At 60.9% G+C, this 17,367-nt stretch carries 16 protein-coding genes and 1 pseudogene; 2 read left to right on the top strand and 15 right to left on the bottom strand.

Translation table 11 applies throughout. From position 1 onward, the window contains the following. Window positions 1–963 (bottom strand): ABC transporter permease, encoded by a 963-nt coding sequence (locus tag ATC00_RS17640; protein WP_234782350.1) that lies wholly within the window; start codon window positions 961–963, stop codon window positions 1–3. 57 nt (window positions 964–1,020) lie between these two features. Beyond that, window positions 1,021–2,583, bottom strand: coding sequence for an ABC transporter substrate-binding protein (locus tag ATC00_RS17635; protein WP_064253789.1), 1,563 nt, complete (start codon window positions 2,581–2,583; stop codon window positions 1,021–1,023). 224 nt (window positions 2,584–2,807) lie between these two features. On the opposite strand from ATC00_RS17635, the gene ATC00_RS17630 reads away from it, so the two are divergent. Then, complete coding sequence (locus ATC00_RS17630; protein WP_234782349.1) at window positions 2,808–3,794, top strand: fatty acid desaturase; 987 nt, start codon at window positions 2,808–2,810, stop codon at window positions 3,792–3,794. A gap of 352 nt (window positions 3,795–4,146) precedes the next feature. Here the strand turns inward: ATC00_RS17630 and ATC00_RS17625 are convergent, their stop codons facing one another. The 8 genes from ATC00_RS17625 to ATC00_RS17590 form a co-directional block, all read right to left on the bottom strand. After that, on the bottom strand, window positions 4,147–4,782 hold the full coding sequence (locus ATC00_RS17625) for an RBBP9/YdeN family alpha/beta hydrolase (RefSeq protein WP_064253788.1): 636 nt from the start codon (window positions 4,780–4,782) through the stop codon (window positions 4,147–4,149). A gap of 136 nt (window positions 4,783–4,918) precedes the next feature. Beyond that, the gene (locus ATC00_RS17620; RefSeq protein ID WP_082912399.1) at window positions 4,919–5,749 is read right to left on the bottom strand and encodes an ATP-binding cassette domain-containing protein; all 831 of its coding nucleotides are present in this window, start codon (window positions 5,747–5,749) and stop codon (window positions 4,919–4,921) included. After that, window positions 5,746–6,561, bottom strand: coding sequence for an ABC transporter permease subunit (locus ATC00_RS17615; RefSeq protein WP_064253787.1), 816 nt, complete (start codon window positions 6,559–6,561; stop codon window positions 5,746–5,748). The genes ATC00_RS17620 and ATC00_RS17615 overlap by 4 nt, the downstream gene beginning before the upstream one ends. 40 nt (window positions 6,562–6,601) lie before the next feature. Then, the gene (locus ATC00_RS17610; protein WP_037390731.1) at window positions 6,602–7,543 is read right to left on the bottom strand and encodes a sulfonate ABC transporter substrate-binding protein; all 942 of its coding nucleotides are present in this window, start codon (window positions 7,541–7,543) and stop codon (window positions 6,602–6,604) included. A gap of 258 nt (window positions 7,544–7,801) precedes the next feature. Continuing rightward, the gene (locus tag ATC00_RS17605; protein WP_064253786.1) at window positions 7,802–8,827 is read right to left on the bottom strand and encodes a sulfate ABC transporter substrate-binding protein; all 1,026 of its coding nucleotides are present in this window, start codon (window positions 8,825–8,827) and stop codon (window positions 7,802–7,804) included. A gap of 197 nt (window positions 8,828–9,024) precedes the next feature. Beyond that, window positions 9,025–10,068, bottom strand: coding sequence for a sulfate/molybdate ABC transporter ATP-binding protein (locus tag ATC00_RS17600; RefSeq protein ID WP_064253785.1), 1,044 nt, complete (start codon window positions 10,066–10,068; stop codon window positions 9,025–9,027). An 88-nt stretch (window positions 10,069–10,156) separates the two neighbouring features. Further along, window positions 10,157–11,182, bottom strand: a complete 1,026-nt coding sequence (locus ATC00_RS17595; RefSeq protein WP_064253812.1) for a sulfate ABC transporter substrate-binding protein — start codon at window positions 11,180–11,182, stop codon at window positions 10,157–10,159. 657 nt (window positions 11,183–11,839) lie between these two features. Beyond that, the gene (locus ATC00_RS17590) at window positions 11,840–12,355 is read right to left on the bottom strand and encodes a shikimate kinase (protein ID WP_234782347.1); all 516 of its coding nucleotides are present in this window, start codon (window positions 12,353–12,355) and stop codon (window positions 11,840–11,842) included. 80 nt (window positions 12,356–12,435) lie between these two features. On the opposite strand from ATC00_RS17590, the pseudogene ATC00_RS34080 reads away from it, so the two are divergent. Next, window positions 12,436–12,600, top strand: a pseudogene (locus ATC00_RS34080) (Tn3 family transposase); the annotation flags it as partial. A gap of 100 nt (window positions 12,601–12,700) precedes the next feature. Here ATC00_RS34080 and ATC00_RS32215 read toward each other — a convergent pair. The 5 genes from ATC00_RS32215 to ATC00_RS17570 form a co-directional block, all read right to left on the bottom strand. Further along, entirely contained in the window at window positions 12,701–12,895 is a 195-nt protein-coding gene (locus tag ATC00_RS32215; protein WP_072642922.1) for a hypothetical protein, read from the bottom strand. A 57-nt stretch (window positions 12,896–12,952) separates the two neighbouring features. Then, window positions 12,953–13,501, bottom strand: a complete 549-nt coding sequence (locus ATC00_RS17585; RefSeq protein ID WP_064253784.1) for a flavin reductase family protein — start codon at window positions 13,499–13,501, stop codon at window positions 12,953–12,955. 143 nt (window positions 13,502–13,644) lie between these two features. Further along, entirely contained in the window at window positions 13,645–14,814 is a 1,170-nt protein-coding gene (ssuD, locus tag ATC00_RS17580) for an FMNH2-dependent alkanesulfonate monooxygenase (RefSeq protein ID WP_064253783.1), read from the bottom strand. A gap of 88 nt (window positions 14,815–14,902) precedes the next feature. Next, window positions 14,903–16,450, bottom strand: coding sequence for an FAD/NAD(P)-binding protein (locus ATC00_RS17575; RefSeq protein WP_082912398.1), 1,548 nt, complete (start codon window positions 16,448–16,450; stop codon window positions 14,903–14,905). A gap of 16 nt (window positions 16,451–16,466) precedes the next feature. Next, on the bottom strand, window positions 16,467–17,367 hold a 901-nt coding region (locus tag ATC00_RS17570; RefSeq protein WP_064253782.1), incomplete at its 5' end, for an acyl-CoA dehydrogenase family protein.

The raw sequence follows: 17,367 nt of genomic DNA, 5'->3' as shown, positions 1-17,367 counted from the left end.
TCAAGTCCCCCGCGCTGCGGCGAGGCGGGATCGCTCGCGTGGATCGAGAAGGGTCTGCGTCAGATCGGCAGAAAGATTGGTCAGCACGTAAAGAAGCACTGTGATGAACACGCCACCCTGCACCACCGGATAGTTGCGGGTGCGGATCGCGTCATAGATCAGCGAGCCGAGGCCGGGCCGATTGAAGATCACTTCGACGAAAACGGCGCCGCCGAGAAGTTCGCCGAACCCCATTGCGAGAATCGCGATGGTCGGTAGAATCGCCGGCTTCAAAGCATATTTCATCAGGATCTTCGCTTCGCTGACGCCATAGGCGCGCAGAGTGCGGATGTGGTTCTCACCCAGAACCTCCAGCAGTGACGAGCGCAACAGGCGCGCGATGTAGCCGATCCAGCCGACGGCAAGGGCGGCGGTCGGAAGCACCAGATGCCACAACTGGTCGCCGACAGCACCGGCCTCACCTGCTCCGAGTACCGGGAACCAGCGCAATGTCACCGAGAACGTCATGAGCAGGAAGACTGCGACCACGAAGCTCGGCGTAGAGATGAAACCAACGCTGAGGAACGCCACGACACGGTCCGTCTTGCCGCCGGGATTGCGCGCCGACAACAGCGCCAGCGGCACGCCGAACAGAATGGCCGAAAGCATGGCGGAGAACGCCAGCGCCACCGTGTTGGGCAGCGCCGCCGCAACGAGCCCGGCTACCGGGCGGCCGTTGAAGACATCCTCTCCGAGATCACCGGACAAAAGGTGGGCGAAGAAGACGAGCACGTGCTCGCCGACCGGCCGGTCGAGGCCGATGCGGGCGTTCAGCGCGGCGACGGCCTCCGGGGTCGCGCGCGAGCCGAGAATAACGGTTGCCGGATCGCCCGGTATGAGGCGCGTCAATGCCATCAGGATCACGACAGAACCGGCAACGGCGAGAAGCGCCGTCGCCAGCTTGAAGGCAAGATGAATCCGCAAAGGCGCGCCTCTCATTGCCGGACGCCCCTTTCAGCCTTGGCGAATACCGGCACGGTTTCACGCCGTGGCTTCGGTGAAGGCCGTGTACAGCCAGTTGTTGCCGTTCGGCAGGACACCCGGCTTCAGCCATTTGCGCGAGGCAAAGGCATTGAGGTTGTGGGTGATCCAGATAAAGGCTGCGGATTCATCGAGAAGCTTCTGGGCATCGATATAGATCTTTTCCCGTTCGGCCGGATCGACAGTGACGCCACCCTTCTCATGCAGCGCGTCGAATTCGGCATTTTTCCAACGCTGCCAGTTCCACTGCCCGACCTGGGCCGAAGTGAACCATTGCGTCTGGAAGCCCGGATCGAACTTGCCGTTGAACTTTATGAGTGACAGCTCAAGGTCCTTGCTGGCATCGTTCTCGCCGAGCGCCCAGTAAGCGGCGGATTCCAGCGCCTCGATCTCGACCTCGATGCCGATTTCGGCGAGATTCGCCTGAATGATCTGCGCGATCGCTTCATAGCGTGCGGTGGACTCGATGGTCAGCTTCGTCTTGAAGCCGTTCGGATGGCCGGCTTCGGCAAGAAGCGCCTGCGCCTTCTCGAGGTCACGCGAATAGACCGGGGCGTCCTTCCAATAGCCGAGCAGGCTCGGCGCCAAGAGCGAATTGGCGCGCTGATAGAGTCCGGAATAAGCGCCCCGCAGAATCGCATCGACGTCGACCGCATAGCGGATCGCCCGACGCACGCGAATGTCGTCGAACGGCGCTTTTTCAATATTCGGGCCAAACCAGACATAGTCGATCGCCGGGATCTCGGTGACGCTCGCATCCGACAGCCCGGCAAGCTCCTTGCCGCTTTCCGGATCGATTGCCGTGAAGTCGATCTCGCCGGAGCGGAACGCGATTTCCGCGGTCTTCTGCTCGCCGATCGGCTTCCCGACGATTTGCTGGAAATGCGGTTTTATCGGCCCCTTGTAGTCCGGGTTGATTTCAAGGACGAACTGTTCGCGCGGCGTCCATTCCTTCAGCACGTACGGGCCGCTGCCGATCAGCTTGGTGGCGATATCCTTGCCGAGCGCCTCGAACGCTTTCTTCGAGACGATGCGTCCGGACCCGTCGGCCAGCGCGATCGTGTAGAGGGCCGGCGCCGGGTTCTTCAGAATGATGCGCCCCTCCAGCGGACCGGTCACTTCTACGCGCTCGAGTGCCGCCCAATCCTTGGCATAGGTTACCGGCTTGCCCTCTGCATCGGGCTTGATGAAGCGCTCGAAGGAGAATTTCACATCCTCCGCCGTCAGCTCCCCGTACCCGCCCGTAAAGGTCAGTCCGCTGCGAAGCTTGAAACGGATCTCCCTATCGCTGACCTGCTCCAGCTCTTCGGCCGCGTCGAGCTCCCACTCGATCGAGCCGGGTTTGAAAGAAATCAGCCCCTGCTGCACCGACCAGATTACATTGAGATCGATCGGCCCGGAACGGTTCGCCGGGTCGAGATTGGATAGGTCCTTCTCCACGCGCACCACGATCTTGGTGCGATCGGCACTTGCAAATGCCGGATGAGTGCCGCCAAGGGCGACGACAGTGGCAAGCGATGCGCCGCCGATGAGAACCTGCCGGCGGGTCGGATTGAATGTCATGGGATGCCTCCAGTTTTCGCGGCATCCGACCACACTTGGCCGGTCCGCGCCCTCAACGAAGGCGATTAGAGTTCATTGTACATTAAATCTACAGACTAAATCCACTCAGTCTTAGGTCAATTTCGGAATGCCATTTCGTATTTTCACTTGAGTTGGCAACGGCATTGCGAATCCGTCGTTCGCAGCTCGCTAGCACTTGATCTAAATAGTCGTAATCTATAGAAATGATGTATTACATTACAGTGCTGTTTTTGCAGCACTTTCCTTATATCCCGGAGTTTCGAGTGTTGGCTATCGGCAGTTTTTCTGCTCTCAAGAGCCCATCCATAAGCCGACTGGAATGGCCGACCGTCGCGCTTTCGGGGGCCATCTACGGCGGCTATCTGGCGCTCACGTGGTGGTGGGCGTCACTACCGATGCCGCTGGTCATGGCCGCTGGCAGTTGGCTGATTGCCTGGCACGGCTCGCTTCAGCACGAAGTGATGCATGGCCATCCTACCCGCAATCGGCGGATAAACGATGCGATCGGCTGGGCACCACTGTCCTTGTGGCTTCCCTATGCGATCTACAAGGATAGCCACCTCACCCATCACCGCGACGAGCACCTGACCGACCCGATAGAAGATCCGGAGTCCTCTTACTTCACAAAGGCCGCCTGGGATCGGCTCGGAGCTTTCGGGCGGTTGCTCGCCGCATGGAACAGCACCCTGCTCGGCCGGCTGGCGATTGGCCCGGCCATAATGATCCTGAACTTCCTTGCCCAGGAACTGCGCGTGGTCTTTGAAGAAGGCCGCGAACGTCGGAGGATCTGGCTGAGCCACAGTGCGGGTGTGGCAGCTGTGCTCGCTTGGGTTTTGCTGGTCTGCGATATGCCTCTTTGGCTTTACGTGTTTGGCTTCATCTACGGCGGCGCAGCACTTACACGGCTTCGCTCCTATGCCGAGCATCGCTATGCCGACAATCACGAGGAGCGTACGGCGATCGTCGAAAACAGCAGGCTCCTTGGTTTGCTGTTTCTGCACAACAACCTGCACGTCCTGCATCACAGCCGGCCAGGCATTCCCTGGTACCGGATACCTGCGATCTACCGCCAGAACAGAGATGCTCTCGTCGCCCTGAACGGCGGGCTGGTCTACAACAGCTACCTCGAAATTGTCCGGCGATTTCTCCTGAACCCGCATGACGATCCGCGGCATCCGCGACATCGATGAAATCATCCGGAAAGACGCCTAAGTTCGTCAAATTGGACAGCGACCGACGCGTTATTAGCCTCGTTACCAGCCCGCATGGGCAGTGCGGGATCCCGGCCTACCGAAATTGTCACTGCCTTCGATGTCACCTCTCCGCGCTGGAATTTCCGTCAAGGGCTGGGTCGGAGCGACCTCTTGCCCGCGGGGTGCGGCTCACGGCTGTTGCTGATGGCTGAAATCCTCCACGGCCATGCTGCAATAGCCTCTGTGATCTTCCCTCTCACTGGACGCATTCTGCAGCCGGGTGCAATCACCTGACTGCAGAATGCGGCAAAAGCAAAAGCAAACGCAGAGACAGGTGGCCCACCCAGCTCTAGTTCGGGGCGAGACGCGCACCGGTGAACGCTCTCGGGAATAGCTCGTCCTTCGGTCGTCGCTCAGTAGACAAACGCTCGCTCGATGACCTGAGAAGGTCGAATAAGGCATATCCAACTTGCCAGCGACCGAAGCCGCTCGCGATGTTGATATGCCCGGCCTCGCCGAGATCGATGAGCGCACTGCCCCAATATCGTGCCGTAAGCCGTAATCTTTCCACTGACATGTAGGGATCATTAAGACTTCCGACGACGAGGCTCGGGAACGGCAGTCGCCAGCGTGGCATGTCGCCGAAATTTATTGCGCAGGGATGCAGCTCCTCCGTCGTTTCGAGGTCACATGGCGCCACCAGCAGTGCGCAACGTACGCGTGATGCAAGGGGATGGTTCGCAAGGTTTGCAGCAAGCACGCAGCCGAGGCTATGGGCGACCAGCCCGATATCGCCCGGGCTGGCTTCAATGGCGCTTTCGAGGCACCCCATCCAATTGTCCAGATCGGGACAGGTCCAGTTGTCCTGCTCGACAATTTGGCTGTCCCTATTGTCGCGCGCCCAATGACGCTGCCAATGTTCTTCGGGCGATCCATTGAGCCCCGGAAGAATGAGTGTTTCGATGTCCGGAACCAGTGGTCTCATGCGCGCGATCTCCTTCGCGAGGACTGGCAGCCACTTACATCCGGCATGCCAAGTGCTTCCACGTGCTCGTGCTCGAAGTTTTGTCACTGGCAGCGGATTGGGGTCCATTTCCAATGCCGACGCGGCCATGGTTCGCCTATACCTCGTCGAGAATTCGCGCCTGCAATGAGACGGCTGCGGTGTCCGCTGCCCCACGACGCGGGCGGGGAAGGTCGATCGGCATGTCGAGGGCGATCCCGCCGTCGCGCAGGACGATCACCCGATCGGCAAGTGCGACCGCCTCGGCGACATCATGCGTGATCAGAACCGTCGTAAAGCCGTGCTCGTACCAGATGCGTTCCAGCAGGCGGTGCATCTCCATGCGCGTGAGGGCATCGAGAGCCCCGAAGGGTTCGTCCAGCAGGAGGACGCCCGGCCGGCTCACCAATGCGCGCGCGAGGGCCACGCGCTGGGCCTGACCCCCCGAAAGAACAGCCGGCCAGTCGTTCGCCCGATCTGCAAGCCCGACATCGGCTAGAGCCGCCGCGGCGCTATCGCGCCAATTCTTTGTCCGAGCGATGCCGACATTGCTGATCACCCGATGCCAGGGAAGCAGCCTCGCATCTTGAAACAGGAGCCGCACATTCGACTGAAGCGACTTTACCTCAGCACCGCCCACTGAAATCACACCGCTGCTCGGCCGGTCGAGTCCGGCAATGAGACGCAGAAGCGTGGACTTGCCACAACCGGATCGCCCGACGATCGCCAGCAATTGGCCGGCCGGAATCTCCAGATTCAGCCGCGAGAGCACTCGCCTGCTCGCGAACGATTTCGACAATCCGTCGAGGAGCACGGTCTTCCCATTTACCGGCCGTTCCTCCTGCTTCCGCGGAATCAGCTCGCTGACGACGGTCCGCTCGGTCGGACCCGGCACTTCCCGGAGAAGGGGCCGGCCACGCACACGAAGATGGGATGCAGGCTCGCTCATGATATCGCTTCCCCGGTTGGGTTCATTCGATAGGCGGGATGCCAGGCGAGCGCGCGTGCCTCAATCAGGCGGGTGATGGTATCGGCAGCCTTGCCGAGCAGCGCATAGACGATGACGCCGAGCACGACGACATCGGTCTGCAGAAATTCCCGCGCGTTCATGGTCATGTAGCCGATACCCGAGGTCGACGAGATCGTCTCGGCGACGATGAGGGTCAACCACATAATGCCGAGGGAAAATCGCAGACCGACCAGGATTGACGGCAAAGCGCCCGGAAGGATCACCCGCCAGAACAGAGCCAGGCGGCCGAGCCCGTAAACACGTGCCATCTCGATCAAGCGGACGTCGATCGTGCGTATTCCGTGAAACGTATTCAGGTAAAGCGGAAAGGCGGTTCCTATAGCCACGAGAAAGATTTTCGCCTCCTCGCCGATTCCGAACCACAGGATGACGAGCGGGATGATGGCAAGATGCGGTACGTTGCGGAGCATCTGCATCGAGGTGTCGAACACGACTTCGACAAGCCGTGAAATTCCGGCCAGGATGCCGAGGGCAAAACCTATCCCGCCACCGATGATGAGGCCCTTCAAAGCCCGTTCCGTCGAGATCGCAGCGTTCGTCAGGAGCGTGCCGTTGCGCACGCTTTCCAAAAAGGCCGCGGCGACAGCGCTCGGCGCCGGCAGGAGACGCATCGACAATAGTCCGCTGCGCGAGGCGATCTCCCATATGACCAGAAGACCCAGCGGCAGCGCCCAGGAAGCCAGGAACGTAAGTGCCGCCGCGCTTCTGGGTTGGGGTAAACGGGTTGCCATCAGGACGCCTTTCTCGCCGGCATGGTTTCGTTGCCGCCGGTCACTTCTGGACTGCGTCGGCGATCTTGATCGCCGACGGGATCAGACCGAGCTCATGAAACACGTCGGCGATCTTCTGCTGCGCGGCGACCACCTCCGGCGTGATCGGCTTTACGCCGTATTGCCGCCGCTCGACGGCGACTTCGAGCACCTCCTTCGGAAGACCGAGTGCCGGGGAGAACTGCTCGGCAACGTCGCTGCGGTTGGCATTGATCCAGGTGTCCACCTCGCCAAGCGACGCGACAATGGTATCGACCACCTCGGGATGCGCATTGATGAAGTTCCGCGAAGCGAGATAGAACTCGTGGTTGTCCACCACGCCGGTGCCATTCGTGAGCTGTCTCGCGCCTGTAGCGGCTTCGGCGGCTGCGAGGAACGGCTCCCAAATCACCCAGGCGTCGACGGCGCCCTTTTCGAAGGCGGCGCGCGCATCCGCTGGCGGCAGGAATGAAACTTCTATGTCGGAATAGGAGAGCCCTGCCTTCTCGAGCGCCTTGACCAAGAGATAGTGGACGTTCGAGCCCTTGTTCAGCGCGACCTTCTTGCCCTTGAGGTCGGCAACCCCTTTGAGCGGGCTATCCTTCGGGACGATGATTGCTTCCGCTTCCGGGGCCGGCGGCTCATAGCCGACATAGACGAGCGGGGCCCCGGCCGCCTGCGCAAAGATGGGAGGCGCTTCACCCGTCGTACCGAAATCGACGGAACCTACGTTGAGCGCCTCGAGGAGTTGCGGTCCGGCGGGAAATTCCGTCCACTCGACCGTATAGCCCTGCGGCTCCAGCTTTTCCTCGAGCAACCCCTTTGTCTTCAGCAGAATGAGCGTGCCGTACTTCTGGAACCCTATCCTGACGATCTTGTCCTGCGCATCGGCAACCGTGGCGAGGCCAAGAGCGATACCCCCGGCGAGGGCAATCTTTGCAAGGTACCGTATAGCTGCGTTCATCGATTGGTCTCCCAAAAGCAGTGCATCCTGACCGACAAGGCTGCCACCTACGGCCCCGCGAGCCGGCAACTGCAATGGAGATTGCCGATGTGCCACTTTACGGGCTCGAAGACATCTCTCTCAAATAATAATCTACTAATTTCATCTAAATAATGGACAACATTTTTCTTCGGACCCTGAGCGCCAGTCCGGAAATCCGGAATGACGCTCGGCTGCCGAAACCGCCATTCGCGTGCTGCTGCGAATGGTCATATGCTGTTATTGTCCCGGCTTGTAGATCTGGTCGAAGACCCCGCCATCGGCGAAGAATTTCGGCTGAGCTTCCTTCCAACCGCCGAATTCGTCAATAGTGACGAGTTTCACGTCGGCGAAGCGGGCGGTGTCCTTCGGGTCGGCAAGCTCCGGCTTGAACGGCCGGTAATAGTGCTTGGCGGCGAGCTTCTGGCCGGCATCGCTGTAGAGATAGTTGAGGTAGGCTTCCGCCACCTTGCGGGTGCCCTTCGCGTCGACATTGCCGTCGACGAGCGCCACCGGCGGCTCCGCCTTGATCGAGATCGAAGGCGTGACGATTTCGAAATTGTCGGGGCCGAGTTCCTCGAGCGAAAGATAGGCTTCGTTCTCCCAGGCCAGCAGCACGTCGCCGAGGCCGCGCTGCACGAAGGTGGTGGTTGCGCCGCGCGCGCCGGTATCCAGCACCGGAACGTGCTTGAAGAGCTGCGTCACGTATTCCTGCGCCTTGCCATCGTCGCCGTTGTTGGCGGCGCGCGCCCAGGCCCAGGCGGCGAGGAAGTTCCAGCGGGCGCCGCCCGAGGTCTTCGGATTCGGGGTGATGACCTGGATGCCTTCCTTGGTCAGGTCGCTCCAATCCTTGATCCCCTTCGGGTTACCCTTGCGGACCAGGAAGACGATTGTCGACGTATAGGGCGCGCTGTTGTTTTCCAGGCGGGTCTTCCAGTCGGCGGGTATCTTGCCGGTCGCCTTGGCGATCGCGTCGATATCGGCTTCGAGCGCCAGCGTCACCACATCGGCCTCGAGACCGTCGATCACCGAGCGGGCCTGCTTGCCCGAGCCGCCATGCGAGGTCTGGATTGTTACGGTTTCGCCCGTATCGGTCTTCCATTTTTCCGCGAAGGCGGCGTTGAAATCCTTATAGAGTTCCCGCGTTGGATCATAGGACACGTTCAGAAGTGTGGTGTCTGCCTGAGCGAGACCAGCAGCACCAAGCTGCACGCTACCGAGCACGAGCGACAGTTTCAGAATTCCGGCAATTTTATTCGAAAGCATTCGAACCTCCATTATTTGCTCAGATATATCTATCCATTTAATTGATTGTCACAACGCAAACAGATGACGCGGCAGGCATCGTCCGGGGAAAGACCTATTCTCTTTGACCTTCAACCCGCAATTTCCTGCCCATCTTGAACCGAATCTCCGTTCGCGCCCGCGGATGGTTTGAATTCGAAGCGAACCCGCATACTGAATCATTCCCCCCGAAACAGCTTCCACTTGGTCGGCCGGAACGCGATGCGGGTGCGGTCAGCCGAGGACGCACGCTCGGGCGACAACTCGATTTCAACCGAAGATCGTTCCTTACCTATTTCCAATTCCAGATGGCGGGTGCCCGCCACGCGGCGGCTCGCCGTCACGCGGCCGGCGAGGCAGCCGCTCGAACCGTCGATGAGCTCGACGTCGTGCGGGCGGAAATAGAGGGTTGCCGCGCCGTCCGGCTCGTTCGCGGCACGCAGGCCGATCGGCCTGGCCTCGAACCAGATCTCGCCGCTCGCCAAAGTGACGTTCAGGCAGTTCGATTGGCCGATGAAGCCGTAGACAAAGGGCGAGACCGGGTGGTCGTAAATCTCGTCCGACGTGCCCACCTGCTCGATCACGCCCTTGCTCATCACGACGACGCGGTCGGCAAGCTCGAGCGCTTCTTCCTGATCGTGGGTAACGAAGACCGTCGTGTAGCCGGTGCGGTCGTGAATTTCCCGCAGCCAGCGACGGAGTTCCTTGCGGACCTGCGCGTCGAGCGCGCCGAAGGGTTCGTCGAGCAGCAGCACGCTCGGTTCGACCGCCATGGCACGGGCGAGAGCCACTCGCTGACGTTGGCCGCCGGAGAGCTGGGCCGGATAGCGTTTTTCGAGCCCCGCGAGTTGCACCAGCTCTATGAGGTCGATCGCCCGGCGGCGGATCTCGTCGGCCGGCGGACGCTTCTTGCTGGGCCGCACCTTCAAACCGAATGCAATGTTGTCAAGCACGGTCATGTGTCGGAAGAGAGCGTAGTGCTGGAAGACGAAGCCGATGTTTCTCTCCTGCACCGTCTTCTTCGATGCATCCTCGGTGCCGAAAAGGATCATGCCTTCGGTCGGGCTTTCAAGCCCGGCAATCAGCCGGAGCAGTGTCGTCTTGCCTGACCCCGAGGGGCCGAGCAGCGCGATCAGCTCGCCTGAGTGGATATCGAGGCTCACATCCACGAGCGCCGGAAAGCGACCGAATTCCTTGCGCAGGTTCTGGACGCGGACTTCCATGATTGTCTCGTCCCTTCGATGCCTGCCGCGCCCAGCAGTCGCGGCGCCGTAGCGAAGCTCTTCGCCGTCTGTCGACCGGTATGGAATCCTATCGACCCGGCTCGTAGATCTGGTCGAAGATCCCACCATCAGCGAAGAATTTCGCCTGAGCTTCCTTCCAACCGCCGAATTCGTCAATCGTCACCAGGTTGAGATCGGCGAAGCGGGCAACGTCATCGGGATTGGCAAGTTCTGGCTTGAACGGGCGGTAGTAATGTTCGGCAACGATCTTCTGCCCAGCGTCGCTGTAGAGAAACTTTAGGTAGGCTTCCGCCACTGTCCGCGTGCCCTTTCTGTCGACATTGCCATCGATAAGCGCCACCGGCGGTTCGGCCTTGATGGAGATCGAAGGCGTGACGATCTCGAAATTGTCTGGGCCGAGTTCCTCGAGCGCGAGATGGGCTTCGTTCTCCCAGGCGAGCAGCACGTCGCCAAAACCGCGCTGGACGAAGGTGGTCATCGCTCCCCACGCGCCGGTATCGAGAACGAGAACACGCTTGAAGAGCTGCGCCACATACTCCTGCGCCTTGGCCTCGTCACCGTTGTTGGCAGCGCGTGCCCAGGCCCAAGCCGCGAGGAAGTTCCAGCGGGCGCCGCCCGAGGTCTTCGGATTCGGCGTGATGACCTGAACGCCGCCCTTGGTCAGGTCACCCCAATCCTTGATGCTCTTCGGATTGCCCTTGCGGACCAGAAAGACGATCGTCGAGGTATAAGGAGCGCTGTTGTTTTCGAGCCGCTTCTTCCAATCGGCCGGGATCTTGCCGGTCGCCTGTGCAATGGCGTCGATATCGGCTTCGAGCGCCAGCGTCACCACATCGGCTTCGAGGCCGTCGATTACCAACCGCGTTTGCTTACCGGAACCGCCGTGTGACATATCGATGGTCACCGTCTCGCCGGTCTCCGCCTCCCATTTCTCGGCGAAGGCGGCATTGAGTTCCTTGTAGAGCTTACGCGTCGAATCGAAGGACACGTTCAGGATTGTCGTGTCGGCGAGAGCGGAGCCGATTAAGCCAATCTGCAGAGCTCCGACCACAAGAGCTCGTCTCACGAGCCCGGCAAGTCTATCCGTTCTCATCTCGATCTCCATGCTTCGTCCGGTGAAACTACGCCCCAAACGCTGGATAGGGAAAGCAGAGATGAAGGCAGTTTGCCGCGCGTGTCCGCGATCAACAACGTGCGCATGTCCTTAAGAGCATTTCTCGCCGTGATGATTTCAGGCGAAAAATCACCGGCACGTTAATTGAGGGCACAGCGTTGGTTTTCCGCTGAACAACGACAAGGTGAAACGTATCATGAACGCGAGTATCTCACGCGCTGCTTTTTGACAGGTTGAGCGGTTTTCGGTCGGTTGCTTTCGACCCGAGGAACCGACCTGCACCAGAGAGATGTCAGCACCGGCACGAAATCCATGACACGCCGCACGCTCGCCCTCGCATGACCGGCGAGATTACCGCGTCCATCCGCGCCGCGAGGATGCCGTCGCAGACCTGCACGAAATGTTCGTAGCTCTTGGAGGCTGATGCCCACCGCATCGAGACTCTGGCTAAAAGCCGTCGGATGATGATGCGCCACAAGGCTGTCGATAACGGTTGCGCAGGCTGCACTGGGGCAGAGCTTAGCAATTTCCGCGCCGGCCCATTCGATGATCGTGTCGCCGAGAGGATATCGTAACCGCGCTATCCGTGATCGAGCCGCACCTGGTCATGAAGATACTCTCTTCCGTCGGGCGGGTCTAAGGCACGGGGTGAACGTTCAGATAGGACATCAAAGCCTGCATCGTTTTCATCGCGACCATTTCGTGCGGGCCGTTGTCGGACACCACCGTCACGTCGGCCAAAGCATAAGTTGGGTAACGGTCATCGATCAATTTGCGCAGGGCGCCTTCGGGATCGGGCGTTTGCAGCAGCGGCCGGTTGGCGCGCCGGCGCACGCGGCGGATCAATACGTCGAAATCGGCCTTCAGCCAGATCGACACCGCCTTCTCCGCGACCCGCGCGCGGGTCTCGGCATTCATGAAAGCGCCGCCGCCGGTCGCCACCACTTTCGGCCCTTTGGCCAGGAGCCGCGCGAGCATCCGCCGCTCGTCGTCGCGAAAATAGGCCTCGCCGTGCTGGGCAAAGATTTCCGGGATCGTCATGCGGTGCGCCGCTTCGATTTCGGCATCGGCGTCGACAAAATTGAGCCCGAGCCGCGCCGCGAGCGGCCGGCCGACCGACGTCTTGCCCGAGCCCATCATGCCGATGAGCACAATGCAGCGCCCATCGAGAGCTGTGAGCAGAGCCGCTTTGGGCTGAGAATTGAGAGACATGTTCATGGAAGCCCCGATAACACTCCACCTATATGGCTGACGCCATTGAGCACCTGCGCTCGCGGGGGAAGTTGCTTCCAACAATCTCCTGGCCCATACCTCGCCGGTCGGGTGGGAGCATATCGCTTTTTGGCGACTTCCTTTGGGATCGCGCCTCGAAAGCAACCGGCCGAGCCGTTGCTTAGCGGGAAACCAACGCTATGCCCTCTAATTCGCCAAATCCATCGGTCGAAAATAGGCTTTGCCGCACACGCACGGCGCGGGCGGGACTGTATATGGTGCAGCCTAAAGAACTGGAAAGAAGCTCCAGAACGGCCCGTGTTCACGTTCCCGTTGTTGTTCAGTCCGAACAACTGGACCGCTTTCGTCGTGATTGTGCGTTTGTGCGGGCATGTTCCCGGCGCGGAGTTCATTCGCACCGGCTTTTAGGCGCCAGGGGGCGAAGAAATCAAAAGAAAAGTTCACCATACCGAGCGGCATTTGTCATTCCTCCCGTTTCGGACGCCGAACAGCGTCGCCCATTCTGATTGTTCGTGGCTATCCACCAAGCGCGAAATACCGCCCATCGCGGTAAACCAATGAACCACGATCGCCGAGGCGAATACCGACCACGCGGCCAAGCACGATTGCATGGCTGTGCCGTTCGATGAGCTCCTCGACTTCGCAATCGATGGCCGCCGCCGCATTCTCCAGAACCGGCGCTCCGCTCTCGAGGCGGATCCATTCAGCGCCGTGGTAACGTTCCGCCCCCTTCAGCCCGCCGAGACCGGCGAACTGGTTGGCAAGTGTTTCGTGGTCGTGTCCCACCACATTGACGCAGAAATGGCCATATCGCTCGACGACCGGCAATGTTGAGGCAGAACGGTTAAGGGTGACGATCATGCGCGGCGGATCGATCGAAAGGGCGGTCGCCGACGTGACCGTCGCTCCAGTCCGAGTCTCGCCCTCCCCGGCCGTTATGATGCTGACTCCACCGCCAAGGGCGCGCAAAGCACGTTTCAGGCCCTCGGCATCGACGTGGTGGTTGGCGGGATGGCTGGTGGTCGCTTCGACATCGAATGCGCGCACAGAAGGTTGGACGGACATCTCAATCACTCCTCTGTTGAGTATGAATTTCACTGCATGCTAGCTCTGCCGCGCCAGATCGCGACCCATGAGGAAACACGGTCATGCCTGCGATTGCCGGGGCGAGCGGCTTTGCGCCCGATTGGTCTTCAGGGCAGGGAAAATTAAGAACCCGCCACAACCCTCAAATTGCCGCCGTGACCGCCGCCGCCGAACACCTGGTGCTCGCCAAAGGTCGAACGGATCTGGTTGCGCGGCGGGCCGAGACCGATCTCCGGGAAGAGCAATTCCGAGACGCGATAGGCTTCCTCAAGATGCGGGTAGCCGGAGGCGATGACCGTATCGATTCCGAGATCCTGATACTCCCTCAGACGCGCGGCGACCGTCTTCGGCGAACCGACGAGCGCGGTCCCCGCACCTGAACGAACGAGCCCGATGCCGGCCCAGAGATTCGGCGCCACCTCGAGCTTGTCGCGCCGGCCGCCGTGAAGGGCCAGCATGCGGGCCTGTCCGACGGAATCGGAATTCTTCGCAAATCCCTCTTGCGCGGCGGCGATCGTCTCGTCAGAGAGCTTGGAAATCAGCCGGTCGGCGTCGGCCCAAGCTTCGTCGTCGGTTTCGCGCACGATGAAGTGCAGGCGGATGCCGAAGGTCACTTCACGCCCTTTGGCGGCAGCGGCCTTGCGGACCTTGGCGATCTTTTCGCCGACCTGGTCCGGCGTCTCACCCCAAGTGAGGTACTTGTCGACGAGACCGGCGGAAAACTCGATCGCCGCATCCGACGATCCGCCGAAATAGAGCGGAGGGCGCGGCTCCTGAACCGGCGGGAAACCGAGTTGCGCGTTATGCGCCTTGATGTATTTGCCATCCAGGTTGGCCTTGCCGGTCTCGAGGAGCTGATTGAAGACCTGGAAGAACTCGTCCGCATGCTCGTAGCGCTCGTCATGTGCCAGGAAGACACCGTCGCCCGCGAGTTCCTGGGCGCTTCCACCCGCGACGATGTTGAGCAGAAGACGCCCGTTCGAAACCCGGTCGAGCGTCGAGGCGAGCCGAGCATAGTAGGCAGGCGAGGCGATTCCGGGGCGAACGGCCACCAGGAACTTCAGCTTTTCCGTGAAGGCCGCGAGATTGGCCGCAAGAACGAAGGATTCCTCGCAGGCGACGCCGGTCGGGATGAGCACGCCGGAATAGCCGAGGCGGTCCACAGCCGTCGCGATCTCACGAAAATAGCCCGGATCGGAGGGTCGGCTCAGGTCATCGGATCCGAGATAGGCGCCGTCCCCCGAGGATGGAATGAACCAAAGGAAATTGAGCGGGTTGTCAGTCTTGGTCATTTTCTATCCTTTCAGCCGAAGCGCCAGCGTCTGCCTGCAAGACATCGTGATCCGCCTCTACCTTGCGCCAACCGCAGTCCATTACCGATCATGTGCTGATCATATTATAATCTATAGTTTTACTAAGGAATATTTTTCCAAAAAGAACATCTTCCCGGAGATTATCCTCACCCTCAGGGGAGTAAGCGAATGCCCGTTTTATCCGGTCGCCGCCGAGACGCTCTGGTTGCCGTTGATGGCGGAGACGACCCAAGAGCGCTTCCACTTCGCGGGCAACGAAAGCCGCATGCTCGGTCACCTGCGGTAGACCCATCAGTTCGCCAAAGGTGCCGCGAGCGAGCGGCCCCGCTATGAGCAGGCTTGGATCCGCAAGACCGCTGGCGCCGACGGCGCGCGCATGGAGATCGCAAGCAATGCCGAGCCCGGTTTCGCATGGCGTCAGTGCGCCCGCCTCTTCCAGCGCTGAGAGGAAGGGCTGGGATCTAAGGATGCCTCCGTGAGCGGGACCGGTGGTCACGACGATGACGTCCACGGCAATCCGGCGCCATGCGCCCTGCCCCCTCTCCTTGAGGTCAACTACGATCTCCTGCCCTTCGATCGCCGCAGATGCGATGGAGGCGGCGAGAACGTTTAGCCTGCCGCTTTCCACCGCGCGATCAAGCACCTCCTCGACCTGCGGCGCTATGCGGAAGCGGTGAGCGTCCCAATAGGGTCGCGCAAGGCGGGCGATGCGCCGACGTTCGACAACAGGCAGGGCCCGCCAGATCTGCTGGCCTTGCGCTCTGACGGCATCGAGGACGGGATGCCAGTCGAGCCCCTGCTGCCGAGCCGCGTGAAGCACCTGGCGGATGCGACGAAGAAGTTCTGAGGCGCGGGAGATCGGTTCGGAGACGAAGTCGCCATAAGGATCCTGCGCGACGGCGGGATGGCCTCGCGACCGCAAGCCGCGACGCGAGATGGAAATGATAGGACCATGATGGCCCCGCTGATCGAGCGCGGCGACGACATCGGCCGACGTAAGACCGTTGCCGACGATGAAGACCCGATCCGCGGGCGCAATGACCTCGAACGCCCCTGCTTTCGTCGGATCGGCCACCAGCTTCGCATGCGACAGCACGGGCAATAGGGCTTTCGGCAAAGCAGGCGCCGGATGACTGACCGCGATCACCACGATATCAGCCACCAGCTCCTGACCGTCGCTGGTGGCGATCGTCCACTGGCCCGCCGAGCGTCTGATGCCGAGCACCTGGGCGCGTCGGTGCTCGATCGCCCCGCTCGAGAGATAAGGCACAAGCTCGCTCGCCACATAATCACCGAACACGGATCGGCGGGGATAGGCTCCGCCGTCCGCGGATACGGCACCCGGGTCGCCGGCGAGCGCATCTGCCCGTTCCAGATATGCGAGGAAACTCGCCGGCTCGTCCGGGTAGAGGCTCATTTTGCCGGCGGGCACATTGATCCGATTTGTCGGTTCAGCCGTGTCATAGGCGAGGCCGGCACCCAGCCTGGCGCGCGGTTCAAACACGACCACGCGCCCCTCTGGCCGCTCACTGCGTGCCAGATGCAGTGCGACGGCGGCACCGCTGAAGCCGCCCCCGACGACAGCCACGACTGGCAAAGGCTCGAAATTCCGCATGCCGCACCCTCGAAGATCAAATGGCCCCGTGCCGCGGCGGCAAAAGCCCATTCAGGTAATAGTTGCCGATATGATGATACTTCCACCGCACCGGATCATGCAGCGAATGGGTGCGGGCGTTGCGCCAGAACCGATCGAGGCCGTAGCTCTCAAGTGTCGAGCGCGCGCCGCCGAGTTCGATCAGCTTCGTCGCTGCGAGTTGGGCGACCTCCGTTCCAAGCGTTTTGACCTCCGCTACGGCGATCGATGCCGCAGCGACCGTGTCTTCCGTGGGATTTTCAATTGCGATGTCGAGGAGCCGACCGGCGCGGAAAAGCAGCGCATCGGCCGCATGCACGCGGATGGAAACATCGCCCACGGCATAGACCGTATGTGGATCCTCGTATCCATGCTCGATCGAGAGCTCGAAAAAAGGCCGGGCATGCGCGCGCACATAGGAGATGGTTTCCAACAACGCACCGCGCGCCAGCCCGACCTGCACTGCGGAGTGAATGATCTGCGCGAATGGTCCCATCGGCGTCGGCCGTTCGAAAACGCCGTCATGGTCGACGACCTGAAAGGCCGTGACCTCAACGTCGTCGAAGGTGACCGTGCCGCTGCCAGTCGACCGCTGGCCGAACGAGGTCCAGTCGTCGACGAGATCGAGACCGGGCGTCGCCCGATCGATAAAGACGATATTCACCCGTCCGTTGTCGTCTTTCGCCACGGCGGCGATGATGTGAGCGAAGAGTGAGCCGGTCGAGTAGAACTTCTGACCGTTGAGCAGCAGCTTGCCGTCGGCTTTGCGAAGGCTTGTCTTGAAATCGACCGGCGTCTTCGTGCCGATCTCGGTGAATGCGTTGCCAAGACGATCCCCATCGAGGATACGCGCGAAGAAATGCCTCTTCTGTTCCTCGCTGCCAGCGAGCCTCAGTGCT

Source organism: Sinorhizobium americanum (assembly GCF_001651855.1).
Classification (GTDB): Bacteria; Pseudomonadota; Alphaproteobacteria; order Rhizobiales; family Rhizobiaceae; genus Sinorhizobium; species Sinorhizobium americanum.
This window is presented reverse-complemented; position numbering and strand designations above follow the sequence as displayed.